Source organism: Demequina aurantiaca (genome assembly GCF_050598105.1).
GTDB lineage: Bacteria > Actinomycetota > Actinomycetes > Actinomycetales > Demequinaceae > Demequina > Demequina aurantiaca_A.
In genome coordinates this window covers 1,984,256-2,007,961 of record NZ_CP192436.1, presented here as the reverse complement: position 1 = coordinate 2,007,961, position 23,706 = coordinate 1,984,256, and the positions used below count along the sequence as shown (strand labels likewise).

Genomic DNA, 23,706 nt, shown 5'->3' with positions numbered 1-23,706 from the left:
CGGATTCCTACTGTCTGAGGTGAAATGAGGGAGGTGGGTGGGGTGGTGCCGTTAGCGGGCTAGCCAGCCGCCGTCGACGGCGAGCACCTGGCCATGGATGTAGGCGGACGCGGGCGAGGAGAGGAACACCACCACGTTGCCGATGTCCTCCGGCTGGCCCCAGCGGCCGGCGGGGATGCGCACCGAGAGCTGCTCGAGGCGGACCGGGTCAGCCAGTAGCGCGGTGTTCATCTCGGTTGCCATGTAGCCGGGGGCGACGGAGTTGACGTTGACGCCCCTGCTGGACCACTCATTGCACAGCGCCTTGGTGAGCTGGGCGACGGCGCCCTTGCTCGCGGCGTACGCGGGAACGGTGAGCCCGCCCTGGAACGACAGCAGCGAGGCCATGTTGATGATCTTGCCGTCGCCGCGTTCCAGCATCGGCGCGCCAAAGATCTGGCACAGCTGGAAGACGGAGCGCAGGTTGACGTCCATGACTCGGTCAAAGGACTCGAGCGGGAATTCCACGGCGGGGTGGCGCTCCTGGGTGCCGGCGTTGTTGACCAGGATGTCCACCTGCCGCTCGGCGAGGACCTTGGCGGAGACGGCCGCGATCGCGTCGCCGTCGCCGAGGTCGACTGAGTAGAGGTCGAGCGCGCGGCCGCGGTCGGCGGCGTAGGCGACCAGGTCCGCGGGCAGGTCGCTGCGGCCGTAGACGATCACGTCGGCGCCCGCGTCGATCATGGCGCGGGTGATGCCCGCGCCCAGGCCGCGGCCGCCGCCGGTCACCAGCGCGGTGCGTCCGGTGAGGTCGAATGCGGTGGGGCGTGCGTCGGTGCTCATGAGTCTGCCTTGTCGTTGAGGGGGGTGACGAGGACCTTGAGGAAGTCCTGGCCGGAGGTCGCGGCGTCGAAGGCCGCGCCCACCTGGTCGAGCCCGAAGGTCTTGGTGGGGAAGGTGTCCAGGCCCAGCGCGCCCGAGGCGATCAGCTCGATCGCACGCGTGACGTCGGGGGTGGTGTAGACCCGCACGCCGGAGACGGTCTGCTCCTTGAAGCACACGTCGCGCAGGTTGATGGCGGAGGGGGCCTTGTAGACACCCACCACGACGATGCGCCCCAGCACGCGGGTGACGTCGGTGAGCTCGGCAGCCACGCTCGGGTGGGCTGCGGTGTCGAACGTGGTGTCCGCGCCCTCCCCATCGGTCAGCGGCGCGAGCGTCTCGGCCATCGTCGAGCCCTCGGGGACCACGGTGAAGCCCAGGTCCTTGGCAACGGACCGGCGCCAGGCGCTCGGCTCCGTGATGACGACGGTGCCGGCGCCCTCGTGCCGCGCGACCAGGGCAGTGAGCACCCCGATGGGGCCCGCGCCGTAGACGGCCACGGTGTCGCCCTTCGCCATCCCGGACAGCGAGACGGCGTGGACGGCGACCGCGAGGGGCTCGGCGAGCGACGCGGTTAGCGGGTCGACGCCAGCGGGTACCTCGTGCAGGACCTCGGGGGGCAGCGCCACGTACTCGGCCATGCCGCCGGGGGTGTCGATCCCGTAGAGGCCGAGGTTGCGGCACACGTACGCGTTGCCGTCGCGGCAGGACTTGCAGTCCCCGCAGGACAGCAGCGGCTCGACCACGACGAGGGCGCCGGCGGCGGGGCCGGTGGCGCCCGCAGTCTGGACCCAGCCGGACATCTCGTGCCCCATGATCAGCGGCGCCTGGGCGCGGGGGTGCTTGCCGTGCAGGATCGCGAGGTCGGTGCCGCAGATGCCGTTGTAGGCCATCCTCACCAGCGCCCAGCCCTCGGGCACCTCCGGCATGGGGACCCGGCGGGTCTCGACCGCATCGGGGCCCGTCCAGACGGCGGCGGTCATCTCGGTTTGTGCTGTCATGTCAGGCTCCCTTGCCCGCGAGCGCCGGGGCGCACGCCTCGTTGCGGCCGGGGGCCCCGAGGACCTCCGGGTTGACGATGTTGCGTGGGGCGCGCCCGGCGCAGACCTCCACGACGTTCTCGACGGTGCGGCGCTTGAGCTCCGCGTATGACTCCTCGGAATACCAGGCAAGGTGCGGGGTGAGGACCACGGAGTCGAACTCGGTGAGGGGGTGGCCGACGGGCACCGGCTCTTCCTCGTGAACGTCGATCGCCGCGCCTAGAATTTCGCCGGCTCGCAGGGCGTCCACGAGCGCCGCCGTGTCCGCGACGCCGCCGCGGCTGGTGTTGACCAGGATCGCGTCCGAGCGCATCTTCGCGAACTGGGCGGCGCCGATCATCCCGCGGGAGTGCTCGTCTAGGGGGGTGTGCAGCGAGACCACCTGCGAGCGCTCGAGCAGCTCGTCGAGGCTCACGGACTTCACGCCGTGGTAGGTGTCATCGGCGGGGTCTGCGCGCACGTCGTAGCCGATAACCTCGTAGCCCAGTCCCGCGGCCTTGCGGGCCGTGGCGGTGCCGATCAGGCCCAGCCCGATCACCCCGAAGACGCGGTCGCGGGTCAGATAGAGCGGGCGCACGGCGACCAGGTCGAAGCTGCCGGCGCGCACGCCGCGGTCCAGGCGCGGGATGCCGCGAGCCGCGGCCAGGGCCATGCCGATCGCGTGGTCGGAGACGGCTTCGGTGCCGTAGTCGGGCACGTTGCATACGGCGATTCCGCGTGCGGTGGCCGCCTCGACGTCGACGGAGTCGATGCCGACGCCGTACCGGCCGATGGCCAGCAGGTCGGGCAGGCCGTCCATGACCTCGGCGGTGATCTGCGCGTACTGGACGAGGATGCCCTGGGCGCCTGCAGCGTTGGCGATGACCTCAGCGGCATCGCGCGACTGGGCGAGCACCAGGTCGGCCCCGGCGGGGTCGGTCACGGCACGCTCGATGTCGAATGCGTCGTGGTCGCACTCGGTGATGACGATTTTCACAGCAGTCCTTTGATAGATCTGAGTCCCGTAGGGGCTCGGGAAGGGAGAGACTTAGCGCGCGAGCCAGCCGCCGTCGACGGGCAGGATCGCGCCGTGGATGTAAGAGGCGGCGGGGGAGCAGAGGAAGAGGACGGCGCCGGCGATGTCGGACGCGTCGGCCCAGTGGCCCGCGGGGATGCGGTCCAGGATGGCCTTGCTGCGGACGGGATCCTGGCGCAGGTCGTGCGTGTTGGCGGTGGCCACGTAGCCGGGGGCAACCGCGTTGACGTTGACGCCGCCCGCGGCCCACTCGTTCGCCAGGGCCTTGGTCAGGCCTGCGATCGCGGACTTCGAGGAGGTGTAGCCGGGGACGTTGATGCCGCCCTGGAAACTCAGCATCGACGCGGTGTTGACGATCTTGCCCGAGCCGCGTTCCAGCATGGTCTTGCCCACCTCGCGGGAGAGGACAAAAGCGGTGCGCAGGTTCACGTCCAGCACGTGGTCGAAGTCCTCGTCGCTGTGCGTCGCGGCGGGCGTGCGGCGAATGGTGCCGCCGTTGTTAATGAGGATGTCGACCCTGCGCGAGGCCAGGTCCGCGGCCAGCGCGCTCACCTGCTCGCGGTCGGAGAAGTCGCAGCTGAGGGGAGTGAAGGCGCGGCCCTGCGCCTCGACCGCGGTGCGCGCGTCGCTCTCTCCACTGGCCATGCCATAGCTCACGCCGATCACGTCCGCCCCCGCCTTGGCGAGAGTCTCAGCGATAGCCAGACCGATGCCCTGGCTTGCGCCGGTGACGACGGCCGTTGAGCCCTCGAGGCCCAGGAGGCTGTGAGTGAACTCGGCGGGGGTCGTTGCTACGGTCATGGCGTACTTCCTTAACGGTTATTCGGGCGGTGTATTGCGGTCTGTGGGGGGCTTGTAGCCCAGGGCGCGGGAGATCTGGTTCGCGGTGTTGATGGCGTCGACAGACATGGCGTCGATCTCCGCGGGGGTGTGGTCGAGCATGATGGTGGAGATGCTGACGCCGTAGTTGACCTTGCCCGTGTGGTCGCGCACGGGTGCCGCCACACAGCCGATGCCGGGCTCGTTCTCCTCGCGGTCACGCGCGTAGCCAAGGTCGCGGACGGTCTGGACCTCCGCGCGCAAGCCCTCGAGGTCCGTGATGGTGTGTTCGGTCTTGCGCGGCAGGCCAGCCCGGGCAACAAAGAGGGCGAGGGCCTCGTCGTTGTAGTTGGCGAGCACGCACTTGCCGATCCCCGTGGTGTGCATGGGGATGGAGTTGCCCACGCGGGAGATCATGCGGTATGGCTTGTCGGAGTCGGAGCGGATCAGGTAGAGGATCTCATCGCCGTTTGCGGCACCCAGGTGCACCGTGCAGTGGACCTGCGCCACCAGCGCGTCGACGTAGGGCTGCGCGATGGCTGAGATGTCGATCCGCTGCAGGGCGCGCCCCGCCAGCGAGAGGACCTTGGGCCCCGGCAGGTAGCCGCCCGTGGCGGACACCGTCACAAACTCGCGGTCCGCGAGGGTCATGAGAATGCGGTGCACGGTGGCTTTTGCGAGACCGGTGGCCTCGACTACGTCGGTAAAGCGGTCGTGGATCAGCACCGCCTCGAGCACCAGCAGGGTCTTTTCGCTTGCGTTAGCAGGCGCTTTTGGGATGGGGGGGAGGGCTGGAAGGTTAGTAGTCATGAGTGTCATCCTTCACCCTTAACGCATTTCCGTGATGGCAAAGCGGTCCATGTCGTCGAATGACTGGTTCTCGCCGGCCATCGCCCAGACAAAGCTGTAGCTCGCCGAGCCCACCCCGGAGTGCACCGACCAGCTCGGAGAAATGGTGGCTTCCTCGTTCGCGACCACCAGGTGGCGCGTCTCGCTGGGGTCGCCCATGAGGTGAATGATGCGGGCCTCGTCGGGCAGGTCAAAGTAGAGGTACGCCTCCGTGCGGCGGTCGTGAGTGTGCGCCGGCATGGTGTTCCACATGCTGCCGGGGTGAAGGGTGGTGACGCCCATGACCACCTGGCAGCTGCGCACGCCGTTCTCGTGGATGTACTGGTTGAGGGTGCGGCGGTTCGAGGTGAGCGCGTCGCCCAGTTCCCGAATGTTGCCGGTGCCGGCCTCGACCAGCGTCGTGGGGTAGGCCACGTGAGCCGGGGCGGAGACGCCGTAGAAGCGGGCGGGTCCCGCCTCGCCGGTGGGGTCGGCGGAGGCGAACTCGACGTCCACCGCGCCGCGGCCAACGTAGAGGCAGGATCCGTGCGCGAGCGAGTAGTCGAGGCCGTCGACGGTGACCGTGCCGGCGCCGCCCACGTTCACGATCCCCACCTCCCGGTGCTCGCAGAAGAACTGACTGCGGATCTCCGGGAAGGTGGGTAGGGCGACAGGCCCGGTGACGGGCATCGCCCCCAGCAGCACCACGCGGTCGTGGTGCGTGTAGGTGGCGTTTACCTGGTCCGCAACGAAGAGTCCCTGGACTAGGTAGCGGCGACGCAGCTCGTCCGTGTCCATCGTGGGGATGTGCTCGGGGCTGGTGGCGTATCGCTGTTCCATGTGAGGTGGCCTTTCTTTGCGGTGGGGTGAGGAGTGGTTCAGTGCAGTGGCTAGTCAGGCGGTCAAGGGGTGACCAACCCGAGCAGTGTCGGCAGCCCCATGGACAGCACGGGGGTGAAGATCACCACGACGAGCAGCACGATCAGCGCCACGAAGTACGGCATGAGTCGCCGGACCACGTCCTCGATCCCGAGACCAGCGATCTTCGCTCCGACAAACAGGATTGGCCCCACCGGCGGCGTGATGGTGCCCACCGAGAGCGCGAAGACCATGATGATTCCGAAGTGCACGGGGTGGATCCCGAACGACATCACGATGGGCAGGAAGATCGGGGTGAAGATCAGCACGGCAGGCGTCGGGTCCATGAAGAGGCCCACCACGAGCAGCACGACGGCGATGAGGATCAGCAGCACCGCGGGGTTTTCGCTGACCTGGAACATGAGGTCGGAGATCATCGCCGGGATCTGCGCGAATGACATCACGAAGCCCATGATCGACGAGACGCCGATCAGGAACATCACTACCGCGGTGGTGCGGGCCGCGTCCATGAGGATACGGGGGAGGTCCTTGACGGAGATGGCCTTGTAGATGGCGGACAGGACCAGCGAGTAGATCACCGCGATGTTCGAGGCCTCCGTAGGAGTGAAGACTCCGCCGAGGATGCCGCCGATGACGATGACGATGAGGAACATGGCCGGAAGTGCGATGGCGATGGTCTTCATGCGCTGGCCGAACGGGATCTTGTCGGTGATCTTCAGCTCGGGGCGCTTGCGTGCGTACAAGAAGACGATGACCATGCAGGCGAGGGCCCAGAGGATTCCGGGGATGTAGCCGGCGACGAACAGTGCGGAGACCGAGGCGCTGGAGACCAACGAGTAGACGATCATCAGGTTGCTCGGCGGGATCAGCATGCCGGCGGGGGCCGAGGCGATGTTGGTCGCGGCAGAGAAGCCGCGGTCGTAGCCTTCTTTGGCCTGCAGCGGCCCCATCGTCGATCCGATGGCGGCAGCGGCGGCGACGCCCGAGCCGCTGACGGCTCCGAACATGGCGTTCGCCGCGACGTTGGTCTGGGCGAGCGAGCCGGGGGTGCGGCCCACCATCACCTTGGCGGCGTTGACCAGCCGCAGGGCTATGCCGCCGTTATTCATAATGACGCCGGCGAGCACAAAGAAGGGTATGGCGAGCAGCGGGAACGAGTTGATCCCGCGGAAGACCTGTTGAGCGGACGTGAGGACGCCATTCTCGAGGCCGAGGGCGACGACGAGTGCCGCCGTCGAGGACAGGCCGACGGCGATGCTAATCGGCGCGCCGATGACCAGGAAGACGGTGATTCCGATGACCAGAATGAGTGCTGAGATTACTGCGGTATCCATGTGTCAGCGCTCCCTTACAAGACGTCCTGGGGGGCATCGACGAGCGGGCGTTCAGTGCCCGTGAAGATGCGTACCAGGTGGTAGATGGTGTAGAGCGCGATCAGCACGCCCGAGATCGGCAGCGCCAGGTAGAGGGGGCCGACGTTGATCGGCAGGCCGGTGAGGTTCTGATTCCAGGCCAGGGCTACCACGAGGTAGCCGCCCCAGATCAGGACCAGGCTGGTGAAGGTAAGGATGGAGAGTTGGACCACGACCGCCAAGACGGTCTGGACCTTCCTGGGGAGCTTCTTGACGGCGAAGTCAACTGCGATGTGACCTCGCTCGCCGAAGACCAGGGCCGCCGCGAGGAGGCCGAGCCAAATGAACAGGTACTTGGCGAGTTCTTCAGACCAGCCGCTTGGGTCGTTGAGGACCTGCCGGGTGAAGACCTGCCACGCGACATCGATGACGAGTGCTGCGAACAGCACCACCACAATCCATGTCAATGCGGTGTCGAGCAACTTCTTCGCTGCGTTCATGAGCTCATGCCTCCTCGCGTCGGTTACTGGTTACTCTGCCGCCGCGCGGACCTGGTCGTAGATTCCCTGGGTGACCTCGTTGGTCAGCTTCTCCTCCAGCAGCGGCGCGATGGCTGCTGCGAAGGCTTCGGTGTCGACCTCGTTGAACTGGGCGCCTGCTGCCTCGGCGTCAGCCACGGCTACGCTGACCTGCTCCTTCCAGAGCTCGGCCTCGTGAACGCGCGCCTCTGCGAGGAGCTCGTCGAAGATGGCCTGAGTCTCGGGGCCCATCGCGTCGTAGACGTCGGGGCTGATGATCAGGTAGTCGGGGAACATCAGGTGGCGCGTGTAGCTGTAGTACGGCGCGACCTCGGAGTGCTTGAGGCCCGAGTAGATGAGCTCGTTGTTCTCGCCGCCCTCGATGATGCCGGACTGGATGGCCGTGTAGACCTCGCCCTGACCCATCGGGGTGCCGGTGCCGCCCATGAGTTCCATCATCTCGATGTTGGTGTCCGACTCGATGACGCGGATCTTCATGGCGTCGAGGTCCTCGGGGGTCATGATCGGCTTCTCGGAGTTGTACACCGAGCGGACGCCGCCGTGGAAGGCGGAGGCGACCTTGATGCCCTGGTCCTCGAGCGAGGCGTAGAGGTCGCCCGTGATCTCGGGGTCGTTGGTGGTCGCGCTCTGGTGCTCGGGGGAGTCGAACACGTTCGGGAGGTTGAAGACCACGAAGTCCTCGTTGAAGTTCTCGAGCAGCGGGCCGCCCACATACGCCATCTCTAGCGTGCCGGCCTGGACCAGCTCGATGGTTTCCTTCTGTGCGCCGAGCGTCTCGTTGGGGAACACCTCGACGTCGTACGCGCCATCGGTGGCCTCGAAGAGCTTGTCGCCCAGCTCGTCCATCACGATGTACTGCGGGTGGGTCTCGGGCTGGTTGAACGCGACCTTCATGACGGTCGTGTCCGCGTTGGCGGCCGGTGCGCTGCTGTCTGAGCTGCCGGTGCTGCCGTCGGTGGTGGTGGTTCCGGTGCCGGCGCTGCACGCTGCGAGCGCGAGGACGGAAACACCGAGGATTGCCGTGATTGAAACGGTCTTGAAATGCCTCATTGAAGACTCCTTTGTCGGTTGTGCCGAGGTGATGTGGTTCTGCTGGTGGCCCACGCGGGGTGGGCCAAGTCTTGCGTCAGGGTGGTGCTAGTGGGGACATCTTTGTCACGTGTTGTTCGACATGCTGACCGGAAAACCAATATGATTTGTGGAACACGGTTCCGGTACGTGGAACAAACTAACCCAGGTCCGGACCATGTTGCAACAGCAAAATCCGCTCGAAGTCCAAATCGAGACTAAAACGAGACCTTAGGGCAGTACCCCAGGAGCGACGATGAAGTCACCCACAGCACGTGCACCATTCCCTCTGCTTGGCGCCTACGCAATGGCGCCCGCGGACCCGGATCAGGCCGCCGATTTCTACCGCGCCCTCGCGTCGGAACAGATAGGCGGGCTCGAGATTCCGGTTCCCGATGCGCCGCTGGATTCAGCGGCCGTCGAGCTCATTTCGAGCCGGCTGCAGCCCGGCTGGCGAGTCATGCTGACCGCGATACCAGGAGTGATGGGCAGGCTCGGCGCGGAACCCGCCTACGGTCTCGCGTCGACGGACGGCGACTCGAGAGCCCATGCGCTCGCCGACGTGGCCAGGGCCGTCGACCTCGCGCACAGGCTCGCCGACGTCCACGGCGAGAGCCGGGTCGCGGCCATCGAGGTGCACAGTGCACCGGGGCCGATGCGCGGCGGCGGCGACGCGCTGGCGCGGTCCCTCGAGGCCATCGCGGGCTGGGATTTGGCGGGTTCGCAGATTCTGTTGGAACACTGCGACGCGCTGGTGACCGGACAGGCGGCGGCCAAGGGTTTCCTGACTTTGGAGGAAGAAATCGCCGCGATCCGGGCCGCTGGCTCGCCCGATTCGCTCGGAATTGCCATCAACTGGGGGCGTTCCGCGATCGAGATGCGCGACTCGCGCGCCCCCGTGGGGCACGTCTCGGCGGCCTCGCGGGCCGGACTGCTGCGGGCGGTGGTGCTGTCCGGCGCGAGCGACCAGGACTCCCCGTGGGGTGGCGCCTGGGGCGACGCCCACATCCCGCCCAGCGGCGCCGATGCGGCGCTCGCGGCATCGTCCGCCTCCCTTCTGGACGACGACGCGATGGCGGAGACTCTCGCGGACGCCGGCCCCGAGGCGTTGCTCGCCGTCAAGGTTTCCGTCAGGCCAACTGACGCATCAGTAGCTCAACGGGTCGCAGTGGCCCGTGCCGTTCTCAACCAAGTGGAGTCCCACCGTGTCAGCTGAAACCTTCCCCTCGTCAACGCCTGCTCCGTCGTCACGGCCGGCGCCGTCGTCAAATTCAGCGCCGCCGCAGGACAAGACCCAGGCGGCTGGTGCTTCCGCGCCGGGCGGTGCGACCTGCGGAGTCGGAGTCATCGGCCTGGGCACCATGGGCGCGCCCATGGCAGGCCACATGCTCGCGGCGGGGCTGGACGTTCACGTCCACGCGCGCCGTCCCGCGGCCTCCGCGGCGCTCGCCGAGGCGGGGGCGACCGCCCACCCCACGGCGGCCGCGCTCGCTGCCAGGTGCAGCGTCGTCGTGCTCGTGGTGCCCGACCTGCCCGACGTGGAGGCGCTGCTCGGTGGCCCCGACGGGCTGCTCGCCGTGGTCGACCACCCGCTGGTCATCGTCATTAGCTCGACGGTGTCGCCCGAGGGCGTGCGTCAGCTGGGCGCGCGGCTCGACGCGGAAACGCGAGGCCTGGTGCAGGTGGTCGACGCGCCCATCAGCGGGGGAGAGCGCGGCGCGATCGCCGGCACGCTCGCCATCATGGTGGGCGGGCGCGACCACGACGTCGCGCTCGCGTGGCCGGCGCTTCAGGCCTGCGGCAATCCCGCGCACCTGGGGCCGATCGGTGCGGGGCAGGTGGCCAAGGCGTGCAACCAGATGATCGTCGCGGCCACGGTGCTGGCGCTCAGTGAGGCCAGCATCGTCGCCGAACGCGCGGGGCTGGACGTCCAGGCGTTGTTCGACCTGCTGGGAACCGGCCTGGCGGGAAGCCAGGTCCTGGAGCAGAAGAAGCACGCGCTGGTCACCCACGAGCACCCGCCGTCGGGGCCCGCCAAGTTCATGGTCAAGGACCTGAGGTTCGCGACCGCGGAGGCCCGTGCCGGCGGCACCGTGACCCCTCAGCTCGACGTGCTCAGCGAGGTGTTCATCGCTCTGACCGAGGCCGGGCTGGGCGAGCAGGACGTGGCCGTGGTGCAGACGTACGTGCAGAACCTGCGCCTGCCATGACCGTCCTCGGCAAGCTCACCCCGGGCGGGCGGCGCAACTTTGTTGACACGCTGCGCGCGGAGAACACCGGATCCAAGCTGTTGCTGCTGGGCACCGTGGTGGCGCTGTTCTGGGCCAACTCGCCGTGGAAGGACTCGTACGCCTCTATCAGCGAGGTCACGTTTGGCCCGGAGGCACTGCACCTGAACCTGACCGTCGCGGAGTGGGCCACCGACGGCCTGCTGGCGATCTTCTTCTTTGTGGTGGGGCTCGAACTCAAACGCGAGATGGTCGAGGGGCAGCTGCGCAAGCCCGCCACCGCCATCGTGCCCATCCTCGCGGCCGTGGGCGGGATGGTGGTCCCCGCGCTGGTGTACCTGGCCATCGTGGCCGCGCAGAACGGACCCACCGAGGGCTGGGCCATCCCGGTCGCGACCGACATCGCGTTCGCGGTCGCGGTGCTGGCGATCTTTGGGTCCCGGCTCCCCACTGCGCTGCGGGCGTTCCTGCTCACGCTCGCAGTGGTCGACGACCTGCTCGGCATCGTCGTCATCGCGATCTTCTACTCCGGCGGGCTGGACTTCGGCTGGCTCGCGGCGGCGCTCGGCGCGATCGCCCTGTTCGGCTGGCTTCTATACAAGCGCAACGTCCCCGGCTGGGTGCTGATCCCGCTGGCCGTGACCGCGTGGGCGCTCATGCACCGCTCCGGCGTGCACGCGACCATCGCCGGCGTGATGCTCGGGTTCATGGTGCCGGTCGCGGCCATCCGCGGCCAGAAGGGCGGCATGGCGGAGCGCTACGAGCACCTGTGGCGCCCGGTGTCGGCGGGCGTCGCGGTCCCAGTGTTCGCTTTGTTCGCCGCGGGGGTCAGCCTCAACCCGGCGGACCTCGCCAGCGCCGCCAGCGACGCCGCGGCCCAGGGGGTCGCTCTTGGCCTGGTGGTCGGCAAGCCCGTGGGCATCCTCATCGCCACGTACTTGCTGGTGCGGCTGACGCGCGCGCAACTTGACCCCACGGTGCGCTGGCTGGATCTGCTGGCGGTGGCCGCGGTGGCGGGCATCGGCTTCACCGTCTCGCTGCTCATCGGCGAGCTGTCCTTTGGCGAGGACTCTCCCCACAGCGAGCACGTGAAGGCGGCGATCCTGTTCGGATCCCTGGGTGCGGCGGTGATCGGCGGGATCCTGCTGACGTGGCGCAGCCGGGTTCACACACGGGCGCACGACCTCACGTCGGAGGAGATCTCAGTAAGCCCGGAGCGGCCGTGAGCGAAGGCGGATGAGGTTTTGTTAGACCGGGGTCAGTGCCACGGAATTGTTCCCAGCACGGGGATGGCCGGCGAGCTGCGAACCAGCTGGTGCAAGCCGGATTCCTTCGCGCGCCTGGCATGCGACAGGACGGTGGGGTTCACCGGTCGCTAGGGAGTGATTCCTTGCTGCTCCTCGGTGATGAATGCCGACAGCGCCGCGCTCTGCGCGTCGTCCCAGGCATCGTCGCCGATCACGCCCGCCCAGGCGGTCGCGAACTGTTGGTCCGAGTAGCGGTGCCCGTTGCCGGTGGGGACGCTATCCGCGGCCGTCAGGTCGATGGCCACCTGCAGCATCGTCACCACGGGGGCCCAACCCATCTCCGGGGAGACGTCGGGCGCGCGGTTGCCCGCCTCGAGCCACGCGGGGCTCTGCCAGGCGAGTTCCGGCGAGAAGAACACCACCGGGTCGGAGCCGTTCTGGAGGTAGACGACGCGGGACGGCCCCCACAGGCCGACGCCGTGGGTCAGGTTGTCCCCGCCTGCGGTGAAGCGCACGGTGCGGCCCTGGTCGAAGATGGGCAGCGCGGGTGAGGTCCCGGTGTCGCGCTCGTCGGTGAGCTCGGCGTGCATGGGGTTGAGGAACGTGGGGCCCGCCATGAGGGCGCCCGCGATGGGCTCGTTGATGATGCTGGGGGAGCGCAGGATGGCCTCGACCCCGTACGAGCCGAGCGAGAGCCCGAACAGGTAGATGTCCGGGCGGTCGTCGGGATCCAGCGTGGACCAGTAGTCCTGGATGGCGCGGAAGGTTGCGACGGACTCCTCGCGCACCACCTCCTGGTCCGCGAGGGTGGAGATCCAGCTGGGCAGGTACGAGTACTGGTAGCCGGCGATGGCCGTGTCGCCGTTGAACATGTACTCGAAGGTGCTCATGGCCTGGGCGTCGAGCCAGCCCGTTCCCGTGCTGGTGGCGATCACGAGGGCCTCGCGGTCGAACGCGTCGGTACGGATCAGCTCGTCCAGCAGCAGCTGGGTGCGGTCCTCGGCGGTGTCCGCGGAGCGCAGGCCAACGTAGACGCGGATGGGCATCCTCGCGTCGGTGGCCTCGTTGAATTCATTGAGGTCGCCCACGGACGGGCCGCCGGCGACAAAGTTGCGGCCCTGGCGGCCCAGCGAATCCCAACCGGCGTTGGAGTACTTGCTGCCCGACCGCATCGGCGACGTGGGCTGCTCGACCCCGGGGGCGGTGGCCAGGTCGACGGGGGAGAAGGCGGAGTTGGCGCCCGTGAAGAACACGTTGGTGAGCACGCCCGTCACCAGCAGCCACACGCCGACGACGGACAGCGTCAAGCTCAGCGCGTGCGCGACGCGCGGCGGCATCAGCAGCGACAGCAGGTGGGCGATCTTGCGCACCACCACCCGCGTCGTGCGGGCGATGAGCAGCAGCACGGTGCCGGTGATGGCGGCGATCGCGGTGATCATGATCCACACGCCCGAGCTCACGGGGGGCATGCCGAACAGCTCGCGCACCTCGTTCTGCCAGCCGGTGTAGTGCGCGATCCGGTCGATCAGCAGCCCCAGCAGCACGATCAGGGTGAGCAGCGCCGCGGGCCGGCGCACACGCGTGGGAATGATGGGGAGCTCGAAGAAGCGCCACAGGGCGCGCAAGCCGGCGCCCAGGCCGTAACCCAACACCATGGCGACGCCCGTGACCAGGCCCTGCATCATCGGCGTGCGCGGCAGCAGCGACGGCACCAGGGACAGCGAGGTGACCAGTAGCGCCGACAGCAGGCCGATGCGATTGAAGCGCGGGGAAATGATATAGCGCCACGAGCGGCGGCGGCGGCGGGGCTTGGGCACGGGGGGCTTCTTCGGCTGCGTTGCGGGACTCTCGGCCGATGCGGCGGGCGCGGTGGGGTCCGAGTCCCGGCCCGGGTGGGGGCCCGGGAGGGAGTCGAGGTCGGTCGCGCTGGTCACGTCAGAATCGTACGGCCGATGCGGCGTGCTCGTCGCGCATCTAACTGAAAGGCGTCGTAAAACACGGAATATGCAAGATCTTGTGCGGCCGGGTGTACGCCACTATGGTGTGCACAGGCTCCCGCTGAGGTGGCCACGCCCGCGACCGGGGGAACGCCGTCGGTCGCTCGATGAGGAGCCGCCCGTATGAGTCTTTCCCTTTCGCGCTTACGCCACGTGGCTGCAGTCACCATTGGGGCGGTCATCGCCTCCACCGCTGCGGTGGGTCTAGCGGCGCCGGCGCAGGCTGCCGATGCGCCAGCGGAGGACCTGGAGACGTCGATCCGCATAGAGCTGCAAGGATTCGGAGCCAATCCGGTGGGCGACTTGATGGTGGGCGACGTGGTTCGTTACGACATTTTATTTTTGAACAGGGCAACCACAGGGATCTTTCTCTTTGGTGATGGAATTTATGGCGCGCTGGACCTCAACCCCGGAAGTCGTGCGACCACCGAGGGTCAGTGGCATGAGGTGACGGAAGCGGACGCAGCCGCTGGCAAGGTGCTGTGGGAGGGGAGGACCTTCCATTGGATACTCTCTCTCGACAACAGCTTCGGTGACAAGACGGTCGAGGCGCCCGTGGTGCCGGTAACCCCGCTGCGGAACACCGTGAGTTGGGATGTCGATGCCGTGCTCGAGGACTCCAACGGTGACGGCATCGGTCAGCACGGCGACCGGGTCAAGGTGACGTGGACCGCGACGTTGCCTCTGGATGCCGACCACCCCATGACCATTGCCGGCGTGAGCGAGGCGGGCCACTTTGCCGCGGTGGGAAATGCCTTTGACGGTGCCCTGCTCGCTCCGGGAGCGGTCGTCACCCACACTCAGACGCTCGCCGTCGACACGGCGTGGATCGCCAGCGGCGCGTTGGATTACTCCGCGACACTGAACTATTCGGGCCCCACTGACTTTGTCCCGCGCGCAGTGAGCGACCCCGCCGATGCCGTGGTCCTGGGCGAGTTTGTGGCCGCCCCGGTCGCTATCGGCATTGTGAACCGCTTCGACGACGCGAATGCGGACGGTGCCGCGAGCATCGGCGAGAGCGTCTTCTTTGATGTCACGGTGACCAACAAGGGCACCTACCCCCTCACCGGGTTGACGCTGGGTGACGCCGCGGGGGCGACGCTCGACCCGGCCGTTCTGGCCGTCGACGCGCTGGCGCCGGGGGCATCGTTCGCGTGGACGCAGGAGCGCGTGGTGAGCGCCGCGGACTTCGCGCACGGCGCCGTGACGTTCGCGCCCACCGTGGCGGCGACGGGCATGGCGGTGCTGACGGAGGAGTCGACCGTGAGCCCGCTGACCTTCGCGGCGTACGAGTCCGACCTCGACGCGATGGCCGGCGGCGGCGTGAGCCTGTGCTCGTCCGCCGGTGAACCTGTCACGTCCGTGGCGCAGGGCTCGTCGGTCACTGTCGCTCTGGATGGCTGCGCTGGGTCGGCGCTCGATGCCGACGCGCGCATCGTCGCCTTCTCCACGCCCGTCATGCTGGGCACTGGCCCAGCGGCCGTGGTGATCCCGGCCTCGCTAGAGGCGGGTCAGCACCGGATCGCCGTCTACTACGCGGACGGCTCGCTCGCGGGCTGGGCGGCCTTTACTGTGACCGGCGTCGTGGTTCCAGCGGCAGCTGTCGAGACGATTCCCGCTGCGAGTGGCGGGGAACTGGCGGAAACCGGGCCGGAGGACCTTCAGCCGATGCTGTGGCTCGCGGGTCTGATGGTCCTGCTGGGCGTGGGTGGAGTGGTCGCAGCCAGGCGCAACTAGTCCGCGAGGCGCCGTCCCGCCGTTTAGGCGGGAGGGCGAGTGGCCGCGAGGGTGTTGTCGGTTGAGTGTGGCCGCGAGGGTGAGGCTAGTGCGTGGACTCGAGGGCGCGCATTTGTGCATCGAGCTTCGGGTCGAACTTCGAATCTGGCGCCGATTGGCGGCGCGCGCCGCTAAGGATTCCGAGCAGGACGAGCACAAAGCTGGCGATCACGAACAGCGGGCTGATGAAGAACGTGCCCCAGTCGAGGAACGAGAGCATCCCGCTCTGGTCGGCCGGGGTCTCCGTGCCAGCGAGGGCCCAGAACCTGGCAAACAGGTAGCCGCCCACGATGGCGCACCCGGCGCCCAGGCCTACGAACAGGGTCTTGCGCGACATTGCGGCTCCTCGACGAACGACGGTGTCCCGGTGAGGGGGCGTGAGGTGGTGTCCTCAGCGTAAGGCGGCGGGCGCCACCGCGAAAGCCCCCTCTTGTGGGGGCAGGTGAGCGGGTTCGGTTTTGGGACCAGGGTAGGGGTGGGCGGTGGCCGAACAGTGACACTATGGATACATGGCAGATACCACGCACGAGGCCCGGCTCGCGGTGCTGATCGACGCAGACAACGCGAGCGCGCAGCACATCGAGCGACTGTTGGTCGAGATCGCGAAGTACGGCACCGCAACGGTGCGTAGGGCATACGGCGACTGGACGGGACCGCAGCTAGCCAAGTGGAAGTCGGAGCTGCTCGCGCACTCGGTGCAGCCCATCCAGCAGTTCGCCTATACGACCGGCAAGAACTCCACCGACAGCGCGCTGATCATCGACGCGATGGACCTGCTGCACGGAGGCACGGTGGACGGCTTCTGCCTGGTGTCCAGCGACAGTGACTTCACCCGGCTTGCGGCGCGGATCCGCGAGCAAGGCCTGATGGCCTACGGCTTCGGCCAGATGAAGACGCCCAAGCCGTTCGTGGCGGCGTGCACCAAGTTTGTGTACGTGGAGAACCTTGGCGGCAAGGAGGTTGCCGCGAAGCAGAAGGCGACTCCCGAGGCGGCGGAGACGGCGCCGGCCGCCAAGGCGAAGGCGAAGCCCTCGCTCAAGGGCGACGCGAAGCTCACCACACTCCTGTCAGAGGCGGTCGAGACAGCGGCCGATGACGACGGCTGGGCTTACCTAGGGGTGGTCGGCTCCAACCTGTCCCGGCTGGCGTCCGACTTCGATACCCGTACGTGGGGCTACTCCAAACTCACGGATCTTCTGAGGGCGCATCCCGGCTACGACGTCGAGTCGCGCTCGCCCGGAGACGGCAAGCAGAAGATGTGGGCGGTGCGGAGCAAGCCCCGCAAGTAGCGGGCGCGATGGCCGCAAAATAGTTGTGGGTTTGGCCCGGCAGGTCGAGGCGATCTGCCGGGCCAACTACCGCGCGATGTTCTAAAGCGCGCCGCGGGTACCGCCAAAAGGCAACGGCATGAGCGTGACGACACGCGGTGGCCCAGCAAGTTTGCCCTGGAAAGCCACGTTGATTTCGGCCATGACGGCTCCTGCGCCGTGCGCCTCGAGGTCCGCCAACGTGGCCCACTTCTCAATCATCACGAGGCCTCCGTCGGGAGCCTCGTGAATGGCATAGAGCTCGCAGCCCTGCTCCTCGTGCACGCGGGGGATGAACTCGCCGAGTGCCTCGAGGAGCGCCTCCTTGTGCCCGTCTGCGGGTTCCAAGTGGGCAGTCACAATTACTGGATTCATCGTTTCACTTATCCTTTTGGCCTCACGGCCGCTACGAGGGTGTCGGTAGCCACGATGGACCCCGACGGTGCCTGGAACAGTAACGCGCGAGCGTCTGTAGATAGTCCGCCCTCAAGAGGGGTCTCGTCTTAGTGAAGCGTCGAAGCGGATCGCCGCGGCCCAGGCAGGGTCAGCCCGGATCCCCCTTGCGCCGCGTATCGAGGAGGTACCGATCCGTACAGCCACGTGTTTGCCGTGTGTGAGCACAAGCCCTTACGGGCGGTGCCTGTCCAGGTGCGGTCTTGGTCGCGCGTGGCGAGGTAGTCGTCGATTTTGTCGTCGGGGATCAGGTAGTTGCCGATGCCGGCGCCGTCGAACCCACAGCCCACGAGGTGGGTGTGAGGGCTGTAAACGTGCACGGTTGTTGAACCCGATGTGGTGGTCGCCGTGCCTGGCGCATCCCGCCAGGTCGCGCCCCCGTTGGTGGTGAACCCACCCCTTCATGCGGTCGTCAAGGTGAACGTGGAGCGGTGTTCGGCGACGCGGGGGAAGGTGAACGGTTTGCCTCCGTCCTCGAGCGACCTGCCCGGATCAGTCGAGGTCCACGTGGTGCTACGGATGGTTTGGCTCTAGGTTCGAGAACGTCGCACCCGCATAGTTTCCGCGCGTGCGGCAGTGGGCGGCGAGGTTGGCGGTGTTGAGCGCCTCGACAATCGTTTTGCAGGCACTCTTCATGAGAGCTTGATCAACTGTCGCCCAGGAAAATTCTTCGGTTGCCATATGGCCACCGTGGCAAACATGGCGACGATCGGCCAGGGCCGAACTGCGCCCGCCCTCGCGGAGCCGTGTCGGGGCCACCCGGTAGGTTGAGCGCATGGAACCGCCGCCTCTTGCAGACTTCTCCAGCATCGACGCTATGCGGGGAGCTGGCTTCGAAGGCTTTGCGCCTCTCGTGACTCTCGACACCTCGACTGTGCCGCAGTTGCCCGGTATGTACGTCGTTGTGCGGACAGCCCTTGGGGCTCCCCGTTTTCTGGACGCCAGTGTGGGCGGCTGGTTCAAAGGCAAGAACCCCTCCGTACCCGTCGCACGCCTTGAGTCGCGGTGGCTCACCACGACACCGGTGGTCTACATCGGCAAGGCGGGAGGCAGCACCTCAGCCGCGCATCTGGCGGGACGGCTCATGCAATATCGACGGTTCTGCAACGGTGAGCCCGTGGGGCACTGGGGAGGGCGGTTCATTTGCCAACTCGCCGACCTGCCTGATCTTCTCGTGGCATGGCGCCCGTCGAGAGGCAAGGCGGCGTCGGAGGACACGGCCGCGATCGACGAATTCAAGGTGCAGTACGGCCAATTCCCATTCGCGAATCTCAGGCGCTGACAAGCCGGGCGAAGCCGTGCCATTCTGATCAGCATGCTCCCCGCTGAACTCGTCGCGACGTACCCCCACATCTTCCATATGGCCGAGGAGTCGGCGTGGGAAGGAATCCAACGGCACGGTCTCCTGTCGACCGAGGCTCTCGTGGACCTTTTCGAGACTCCTAACCCGCGCCGCAACCGGCTACTGTCTGAGCGCCGACCAGACATGACGGCAGTGCTTCACGACGTGCACGGCAGCGCGCTAATCCGAGACAACGGGCCGCTCAACGAGAAGAAGCTCGCAGCTTGCCTCATCGACATGACGGTGCCAGAGTTCTTGCACCTCATCAACAGCAAGGTGTTCTTCTGGCCGACCGAGAAGCGACTCCAGACGCTCTTCGAGGCGCCGGCGTACCGCGACCGCCCGCACCTCATCCTGACGATCGACACCGCATCGCTGCTCGCCGCCCACGCTGAGCGTGTCACTCTCTCGCCCATCAACAGCGGCGCGACGGTGCACAACGCTCCCCGTCGCGGGTCTGAGACGTTCAAGACCATCGCCGACTACGACTTTGAATACTGGCGCACCAAGCGCTCGCGCCCCACAGCGGTGGCGGAGATATGCGTTGACCATTCGGTACCCGACGTCATCAGCCACCTGGTCGAGGCGTACGTGCGCCACCCCGATGGATCGGTCGAGCAGGCGAACTAGTCGATCGGGGCGGCAACCGGATTTACATTAGAACTACGGCGGGATCCCGGCCACCGCACGGTAGAGATATCTGCCGCGCTCACGACGGTGCAAGGAACGCCTAGAAGGGGCTTGCGGGAGTGGCGGAGCGGGCATGACGCTGCCGTACTTGCCACGGTGAGGTCACCGCAGCAGTCCAGCCGCAAGTGCCGGACGCAGGCCCGCACTAAGTCCCGGATTGTCACGTCTGTCCGCATTCAAAACCCTCGAAAATGTGTTGAATTGCCAACTTGGGGCGTGCTCCAGGGCTGCCTAGAGTCAATTGTCCGGGCTTTGCCGTAGGTTTATGGCATGGCAAACAAGCAGGGGCGCAAACTAGAACAGCACATCGCCGTGTTCGGTGAAATCGGCAGCGGAAAGACTGTGCTGGTCTCGTCGTTCTTTGGCCCTTACCAGGAGCGCGAGGCGGTGCGGAAGCGCGGCCTACGCGTCCTGGCGCGCGACCCCGGGCAGGGCAACGCGCTCCATCGAAACTACCTAGGAATGCGCGACTCCGCGCATGTGCCCTCTGCCACGCGGTTCGATAGCACTTCCTATACCTTCGACATCCGGCTGGAGGGTGACCGAGGCAACTCTCGGCGGCGTCAGCATCGTCCCGACGCGACCCTGGTGTGGCATGACTATCCCGGCGAATGGTTCGAGTCAACGTTGAGTGGTGCTCAAGAAGAGGCCCGCCGTCTTGAGACCTTTCGCACGCTACTCGGCTCAGACGTAGCTCTTCTGCTCGTCGACGGCCAGAAGTTGAAGGACTACCAAGGTGAGGAGGAGCGCTACCTCAAGTCGCTCTTTGGGAACGTCAAGCGTGGTCTGCTCACCTTGAAAGACCCGCTTCTTGAGAATGAGGGCCCGCTGACTCAGTTCCCACGCATCTGGGTCATCGCCCTGTCCAAGGCGGATCTTTGGCCTGATCTGGATGTCTACGCGTTCCGGGACATGCTGATCGACAAGGCCAGCGACGAGATCGCTGACCTCCGCGACGTCATTGGCGGCCTTGTTGCCGACAAGGCCGCGCTATCAGTAGGCGAGGACTTTGTCCGGCTCTCATCGGCAAGGTTCGACGCCGGGTCAATCGACCTCACTCAACGTGTAGGACTCGATCTGATCATGCCGATGGCTTCGGTCTTGCCGCTCGAAAGGCACCTCCGGTGGTTTAGGTCCAAGAAACTCTCGCACGGCGTCGCAAAGCGCCTGCTGGACAACGCAGGACCGATCGCCGCGGCTGGGCAGGCGATCGCCCTGAAGGTGTTGCCCGGCAAATACAAGGCTCTCGCTTTACTCTTCAATGCTGAGCTGATCGAGAGAGTCGCCGAGGCAGGTAAGGAGCAACTTGAGGGCGTAAAGGCAGAGGCAACGGAGAAGCACGACCTCCTTACAGCCACCCTCGCCCAATTTCAACTTGACCTCAACGCTGCAGAGAGAGACGGCGTAATACTCCGGAGTGAGCGTTGAGCTTTCTTTGGGCAACGCGCGGTAAGAGTTGGGGTTATCGGTTCCTCCGCGACGGAGGCCTCGCGGACCCGCTACCCACGTTCGAGAACGCATTCGCCAGTATGGGCGACTCCGAGAAGGGATGGTGCGAGCATAATGGCGCCGTCGCGGTCCGGTTCCAAGATCCCGAAGGCCGACGTGATGAGTCCGGACGGCCGATCCTGCACGAGTTCGTGTTACTCCCGCCCGTCCGCTTACCGATCAACTCCGCCGACGACGGAATCGCCGTCATCTGGCCGCTCGTCGCTGAGGACTATACGGCCGTGTGGGATAAACCTGTAGGACCCCAAGCAACACCCCACGGCGCTGGATAGGGCCAGGGGATGCGCTGGGCCTTACTAGCTGAGCGCCCCTTCACCCACCACCGGAATCCCATACCCCCGAGCCTTCCGCGCCTTGCCCGACCCGCTCCCAGGGTCCTGAGCAATCACCGCCACCACTCCGCGCTTCACCGCAGGCCACACCGCCAGTTCCCGTGCCTCAGCTGCCGCTGTCAGTTCGCGCTTGCGAGCCTCCGAGATCCCCGTGAGCAGCACCAGATCCTCGGGCTTGAATGCAACATCGGAAACCACAAACGGCACCGCCCCCTCCGCCCGGGCGAACGATCCCTCCGCTCGCTTCATCAGTTCGCTCCCGGGCGTGGTTAGCTCGCGCGCGAACCCGCGCCACACCGGCGCGGTCCCCGGCCGCGGCGGAGCCGGCCACAGCATCGTCTCCGCGAACATCAACTGCTCGTCCCACAACCTCCGCTCGCACGACGCGCGGCGTTCATTACCGAGCCCACAACGTCTGATCCTGCGTACGGCCAAGCGGCCACCCGGCGCGGGCGCCGCGCTCATTCAAGAACCGGCGACCAGGAACGACGCGTCGGAGGCGCTGTTGTGCGCTTGCGGCGGCAACCCGCAAGAAGGACCGTGAGGTCGCCCACCACATCGTCTGACACGGGTCGCATGGAGGCGATGGTCGGGGTTCATGGCGAGCGACCAGGCGGTGATCGCGCCGTTGCGTGAGCTGCTCATCGAGGCGGCGGCGACCGCTGCCGATGACGATCGCTGGGCACAACTGGGCTCAGTCGACTTCAACTTGTCGCGCCTCGCGTCTGAATTCGACACTCACAAGTGGGGCTACTCCAAGCTCTCGGACCTTCTCGCAGCTCAAACCCGCAACTGGTGGCGCGCTGCTGGCCGCATCCCTGCCAAGATGGTGATGTCGCCCGCCAACGGAGCAGGGCGGAGGGGACGTTAAACATGGGCAGCGAAGCGGCCGAGAGTCTCGACATTCTCAATGACACTGACCGGGATGCGTATGAGTCGCTACGCAGGCGTCCGAGTACCCGTGCAGAGCGATACGCGGTGGGCCGCTCACTCCGGAAGAAGGTTCCACGGTCCTCGCTGGGCGAGTGGCGCGTCGGCCGTGACGACCGCAACCCCATCGCGCTCGTGGAGGAGAGCCACGAAGGCCGAATCTCGGATTTGATCCCTGTGCGGGTCGCGCGTATGGCAGCTTCGCCGTACGGCTTTCTTCGCGGCTCCGCGGTGGTCATGGCCAGCGACGTGGCGGGTCTTCCCGCGACCGGCATCATGCCGGTGGTGTGCGGCGACGCCCACCTCGGCAACGTGGGGTTCTACGCCTCACCCGAACGCGACCTGGTGCTGGACCTTAACGACTTCGACGAGGCGCACACTGGCTCGTGGGAGTGGGATTTGCGCCGGCTGGTCGCGAGCACATGGGTAGCCGGCCGCCACAACGGCTCCACGGAGGAGCAGTGCGAGGAGGCCGTGCTCACGTGTGCTCGGTCGTATCGAGAGGAGATGCGCCACCTCGCCAACCAGCCGCTCTTCACTCGTTCGTTCGAGCGGATCGACATCACCCGGATGGCCGAGCACGCTCCGGGCAGCCCGCTGACGGTCGAGCTCGAGCGGGCGGCCAAGCGGGCACGCGAGCGCACCTCGGACCGCGCCCTGCCGCGCTTCACCACCGAGCACCAAGGAGAGCGCCAGATCGTCGAGGAACCGCCGCTCATCAGCAGGCTGTCGACTGCGGAGGCAGGGATGCTCGCCGAGGGGCTCGATGAGTATCTGAACACCCTCGACGCGCATTGGCGGCGCGTGCTGGGAGGCTACACGCTGGTGGACGTGGCTCACAAAGTCGTGGGCGTGGGGTCCGTGGGCCTGCGCGCGTATGTGGCGCTGCTGGAGGGATCGAGCGAGGACGACGTGATCTTCCTTCAGCTCAAGCAGGCTCGCAGGTCGGTGCTCGCGAAGTACGTGCACGGCGACAACGCCTGGCACCGCCACCAGGGTGAGCGAGTGGTGGAGTACCAGCGGGCCCTGCAGACGGTGAGTGACCCGCTGCTCGGGTGGACGACCGTGGATGACAGGCAGTTCTACGTGCGCCAGTTCCGCAACATGAAGGGCTCGGTCTCTCTCGACGAAATTTCCGCGCGGTCCCTCGCGGAATATGCGGGCATCGCCGGTCACCTGCTCGCCAAGGGCCACGCGCGCACCAGCGGTGCGTCGATCATTGCCGGCTACGTGGGTAGCGGCACGGTGCTGGACAAGGCGATGGCGCGATTTGCGCAGGCATATGCCGACCAGACGGAAGCCGATCACGAGGCACTGCTGGCCGCGGTCAAGAGCGGCCGGCTGCCGATCGCCGAGGGTGTGTAGGAGACGCGGCGTTACGCCAGCCCCGGCACCCCGGGTACGACGTGGAGTCACGCTTGCCGGTAGGCGCCGAGCAGAGGGTGTGGGCAGTTCGGAGCAAGCCGCGGAAGTGTGTGTCGTTGGCCGTCGCTA

25 protein-coding genes are annotated in these 23,706 nt (G+C 66.9%); 10 read left to right on the top strand and 15 right to left on the bottom strand.

The annotated features are described in order from the left end of the window. Window positions 1–51: 51 nt before the first annotated feature. The 9 genes from ACQU6B_RS09090 to ACQU6B_RS09050 all read right to left on the bottom strand — a co-directional run bounded on the left by ACQU6B_RS09090 (window position 52) and on the right by ACQU6B_RS09050 (window position 8,383). Window positions 52–822 (bottom strand): SDR family oxidoreductase, encoded by a 771-nt coding sequence (locus ACQU6B_RS09090; protein WP_430867234.1) that lies wholly within the window; start codon window positions 820–822, stop codon window positions 52–54. After that, complete coding sequence (locus tag ACQU6B_RS09085) at window positions 819–1,862, bottom strand: zinc-dependent alcohol dehydrogenase (protein ID WP_430867233.1); 1,044 nt, start codon at window positions 1,860–1,862, stop codon at window positions 819–821. Before ACQU6B_RS09085 ends, ACQU6B_RS09090 begins: the two co-directional genes overlap by 4 nt. A 1-nt stretch (window position 1,863) precedes the next feature. After that, window positions 1,864–2,877 (bottom strand): C-terminal binding protein, encoded by a 1,014-nt coding sequence (locus ACQU6B_RS09080; protein ID WP_430867232.1) that lies wholly within the window; start codon window positions 2,875–2,877, stop codon window positions 1,864–1,866. A 51-nt stretch (window positions 2,878–2,928) separates the two neighbouring features. Then, window positions 2,929–3,717, bottom strand: coding sequence for an SDR family oxidoreductase (locus tag ACQU6B_RS09075; RefSeq protein WP_430867231.1), 789 nt, complete (start codon window positions 3,715–3,717; stop codon window positions 2,929–2,931). An 18-nt stretch (window positions 3,718–3,735) separates the two neighbouring features. Then, window positions 3,736–4,545, bottom strand: a complete 810-nt coding sequence (locus tag ACQU6B_RS09070; RefSeq protein ID WP_430867230.1) for an IclR family transcriptional regulator — start codon at window positions 4,543–4,545, stop codon at window positions 3,736–3,738. A gap of 18 nt (window positions 4,546–4,563) precedes the next feature. Continuing rightward, on the bottom strand, window positions 4,564–5,403 hold the full coding sequence (gene kduI / locus ACQU6B_RS09065; protein WP_430867229.1) for a 5-dehydro-4-deoxy-D-glucuronate isomerase: 840 nt from the start codon (window positions 5,401–5,403) through the stop codon (window positions 4,564–4,566). 62 nt (window positions 5,404–5,465) lie between these two features. Then, window positions 5,466–6,776, bottom strand: a complete 1,311-nt coding sequence (locus tag ACQU6B_RS09060; RefSeq protein WP_430867228.1) for a TRAP transporter large permease — start codon at window positions 6,774–6,776, stop codon at window positions 5,466–5,468. A 14-nt stretch (window positions 6,777–6,790) separates the two neighbouring features. Beyond that, complete coding sequence (locus ACQU6B_RS09055; RefSeq protein WP_430867227.1) at window positions 6,791–7,294, bottom strand: TRAP transporter small permease; 504 nt, start codon at window positions 7,292–7,294, stop codon at window positions 6,791–6,793. Between the two features lie 30 nt (window positions 7,295–7,324). Next, a complete protein-coding gene (locus tag ACQU6B_RS09050) occupies window positions 7,325–8,383 on the bottom strand; it encodes a TRAP transporter substrate-binding protein (RefSeq protein ID WP_430867226.1) in 1,059 nt (352 codons plus the stop codon). Window positions 8,384–8,657: 274 nt separating this feature from the next. Between ACQU6B_RS09050 and ACQU6B_RS09045 the strand changes: the two genes are divergently transcribed. From ACQU6B_RS09045 to nhaA, 3 genes are read left to right on the top strand one after another with little or no spacing between them, the layout of a single operon-like run. Next, window positions 8,658–9,617, top strand: coding sequence for a DUF4862 family protein (locus ACQU6B_RS09045; RefSeq protein ID WP_430867225.1), 960 nt, complete (start codon window positions 8,658–8,660; stop codon window positions 9,615–9,617). Beyond that, on the top strand, window positions 9,607–10,611 hold the full coding sequence (locus ACQU6B_RS09040; protein ID WP_430867224.1) for an NAD(P)-dependent oxidoreductase: 1,005 nt from the start codon (window positions 9,607–9,609) through the stop codon (window positions 10,609–10,611). The genes ACQU6B_RS09045 and ACQU6B_RS09040 overlap by 11 nt, the downstream gene beginning before the upstream one ends. Beyond that, window positions 10,608–11,855, top strand: a complete 1,248-nt coding sequence (gene nhaA, locus ACQU6B_RS09035) for a Na+/H+ antiporter NhaA (protein ID WP_430867223.1) — start codon at window positions 10,608–10,610, stop codon at window positions 11,853–11,855. Before ACQU6B_RS09040 ends, nhaA begins: the two co-directional genes overlap by 4 nt. A gap of 149 nt (window positions 11,856–12,004) precedes the next feature. Here nhaA and ACQU6B_RS09030 read toward each other — a convergent pair whose 3' ends face one another. Beyond that, window positions 12,005–13,810, bottom strand: coding sequence for an alpha/beta hydrolase (locus ACQU6B_RS09030; protein ID WP_430867222.1), 1,806 nt, complete (start codon window positions 13,808–13,810; stop codon window positions 12,005–12,007). Between the two features lie 186 nt (window positions 13,811–13,996). On the opposite strand from ACQU6B_RS09030, the gene ACQU6B_RS09025 reads away from it, so the two are divergent. Continuing rightward, window positions 13,997–15,610 carry a DUF7507 domain-containing protein gene (locus ACQU6B_RS09025; RefSeq protein ID WP_430867221.1) on the top strand — a complete coding sequence of 538 codons (1,614 nt, stop codon included), beginning with the start codon at window positions 13,997–13,999 and terminating at the stop codon, window positions 15,608–15,610. 85 nt (window positions 15,611–15,695) lie between these two features. Here ACQU6B_RS09025 and ACQU6B_RS09020 read toward each other — a convergent pair whose 3' ends face one another. After that, the gene (locus tag ACQU6B_RS09020) at window positions 15,696–15,986 is read right to left on the bottom strand and encodes a hypothetical protein (RefSeq protein ID WP_430867220.1); all 291 of its coding nucleotides are present in this window, start codon (window positions 15,984–15,986) and stop codon (window positions 15,696–15,698) included. A 172-nt stretch (window positions 15,987–16,158) separates the two neighbouring features. Between ACQU6B_RS09020 and ACQU6B_RS09015 the strand changes: the two genes are divergently transcribed. After that, entirely contained in the window at window positions 16,159–16,938 is a 780-nt protein-coding gene (locus ACQU6B_RS09015) for an NYN domain-containing protein (protein WP_430867219.1), read from the top strand. Window positions 16,939–17,019: 81 nt separating this feature from the next. On the opposite strand, the gene ACQU6B_RS09010 is transcribed toward ACQU6B_RS09015, so the two are convergent. From ACQU6B_RS09010 to ACQU6B_RS09000, 3 genes are all read right to left on the bottom strand, one after another. Next, window positions 17,020–17,331 (bottom strand): putative quinol monooxygenase, encoded by a 312-nt coding sequence (locus tag ACQU6B_RS09010; protein ID WP_430867218.1) that lies wholly within the window; start codon window positions 17,329–17,331, stop codon window positions 17,020–17,022. Window positions 17,332–17,459: 128 nt separating this feature from the next. Then, window positions 17,460–17,729 carry a hypothetical protein gene (locus ACQU6B_RS09005; RefSeq protein WP_430867217.1) on the bottom strand — a complete coding sequence of 90 codons (270 nt, stop codon included), beginning with the start codon at window positions 17,727–17,729 and terminating at the stop codon, window positions 17,460–17,462. A 193-nt stretch (window positions 17,730–17,922) separates the two neighbouring features. After that, window positions 17,923–18,090, bottom strand: coding sequence for a hypothetical protein (locus ACQU6B_RS09000; RefSeq protein ID WP_430867216.1), 168 nt, complete (start codon window positions 18,088–18,090; stop codon window positions 17,923–17,925). Window positions 18,091–18,184: 94 nt separating this feature from the next. On the opposite strand from ACQU6B_RS09000, the gene ACQU6B_RS08995 reads away from it, so the two are divergent. The 3 genes from ACQU6B_RS08995 (at window position 18,185) to ACQU6B_RS08985 (ending at window position 20,869) form a co-directional block, all read left to right on the top strand. Next, window positions 18,185–18,691: a hypothetical protein gene (locus ACQU6B_RS08995; protein ID WP_430867215.1), complete on the top strand. Its 507-nt coding sequence runs from the start codon at window positions 18,185–18,187 to the stop codon at window positions 18,689–18,691. Window positions 18,692–18,724: 33 nt separating this feature from the next. After that, window positions 18,725–19,381 carry a DUF7002 family protein gene (locus ACQU6B_RS08990; protein ID WP_430867214.1) on the top strand — a complete coding sequence of 219 codons (657 nt, stop codon included), beginning with the start codon at window positions 18,725–18,727 and terminating at the stop codon, window positions 19,379–19,381. A gap of 330 nt (window positions 19,382–19,711) precedes the next feature. After that, on the top strand, window positions 19,712–20,869 hold the full coding sequence (locus ACQU6B_RS08985; protein ID WP_430867213.1) for an ATP/GTP-binding protein: 1,158 nt from the start codon (window positions 19,712–19,714) through the stop codon (window positions 20,867–20,869). 377 nt (window positions 20,870–21,246) lie between these two features. On the opposite strand, the gene ACQU6B_RS08980 is transcribed toward ACQU6B_RS08985, so the two are convergent. After that, on the bottom strand, window positions 21,247–21,531 hold the full coding sequence (locus ACQU6B_RS08980) for a hypothetical protein (protein ID WP_430867212.1): 285 nt from the start codon (window positions 21,529–21,531) through the stop codon (window positions 21,247–21,249). 349 nt (window positions 21,532–21,880) lie between these two features. Here ACQU6B_RS08980 and ACQU6B_RS08975 point away from each other — a divergent pair, with 349 nt between their 5' ends. Together ACQU6B_RS08975 and ACQU6B_RS08970 are read left to right on the top strand one after the other, a co-directional pair. Then, on the top strand, window positions 21,881–22,153 hold the full coding sequence (locus ACQU6B_RS08975; protein ID WP_430867211.1) for an OST-HTH/LOTUS domain-containing protein: 273 nt from the start codon (window positions 21,881–21,883) through the stop codon (window positions 22,151–22,153). Between the two features lie 2 nt (window positions 22,154–22,155). Next, complete coding sequence (locus ACQU6B_RS08970) at window positions 22,156–23,577, top strand: DUF2252 domain-containing protein (protein WP_430867210.1); 1,422 nt, start codon at window positions 22,156–22,158, stop codon at window positions 23,575–23,577. Window positions 23,578–23,706 lie beyond the last annotated feature (129 nt).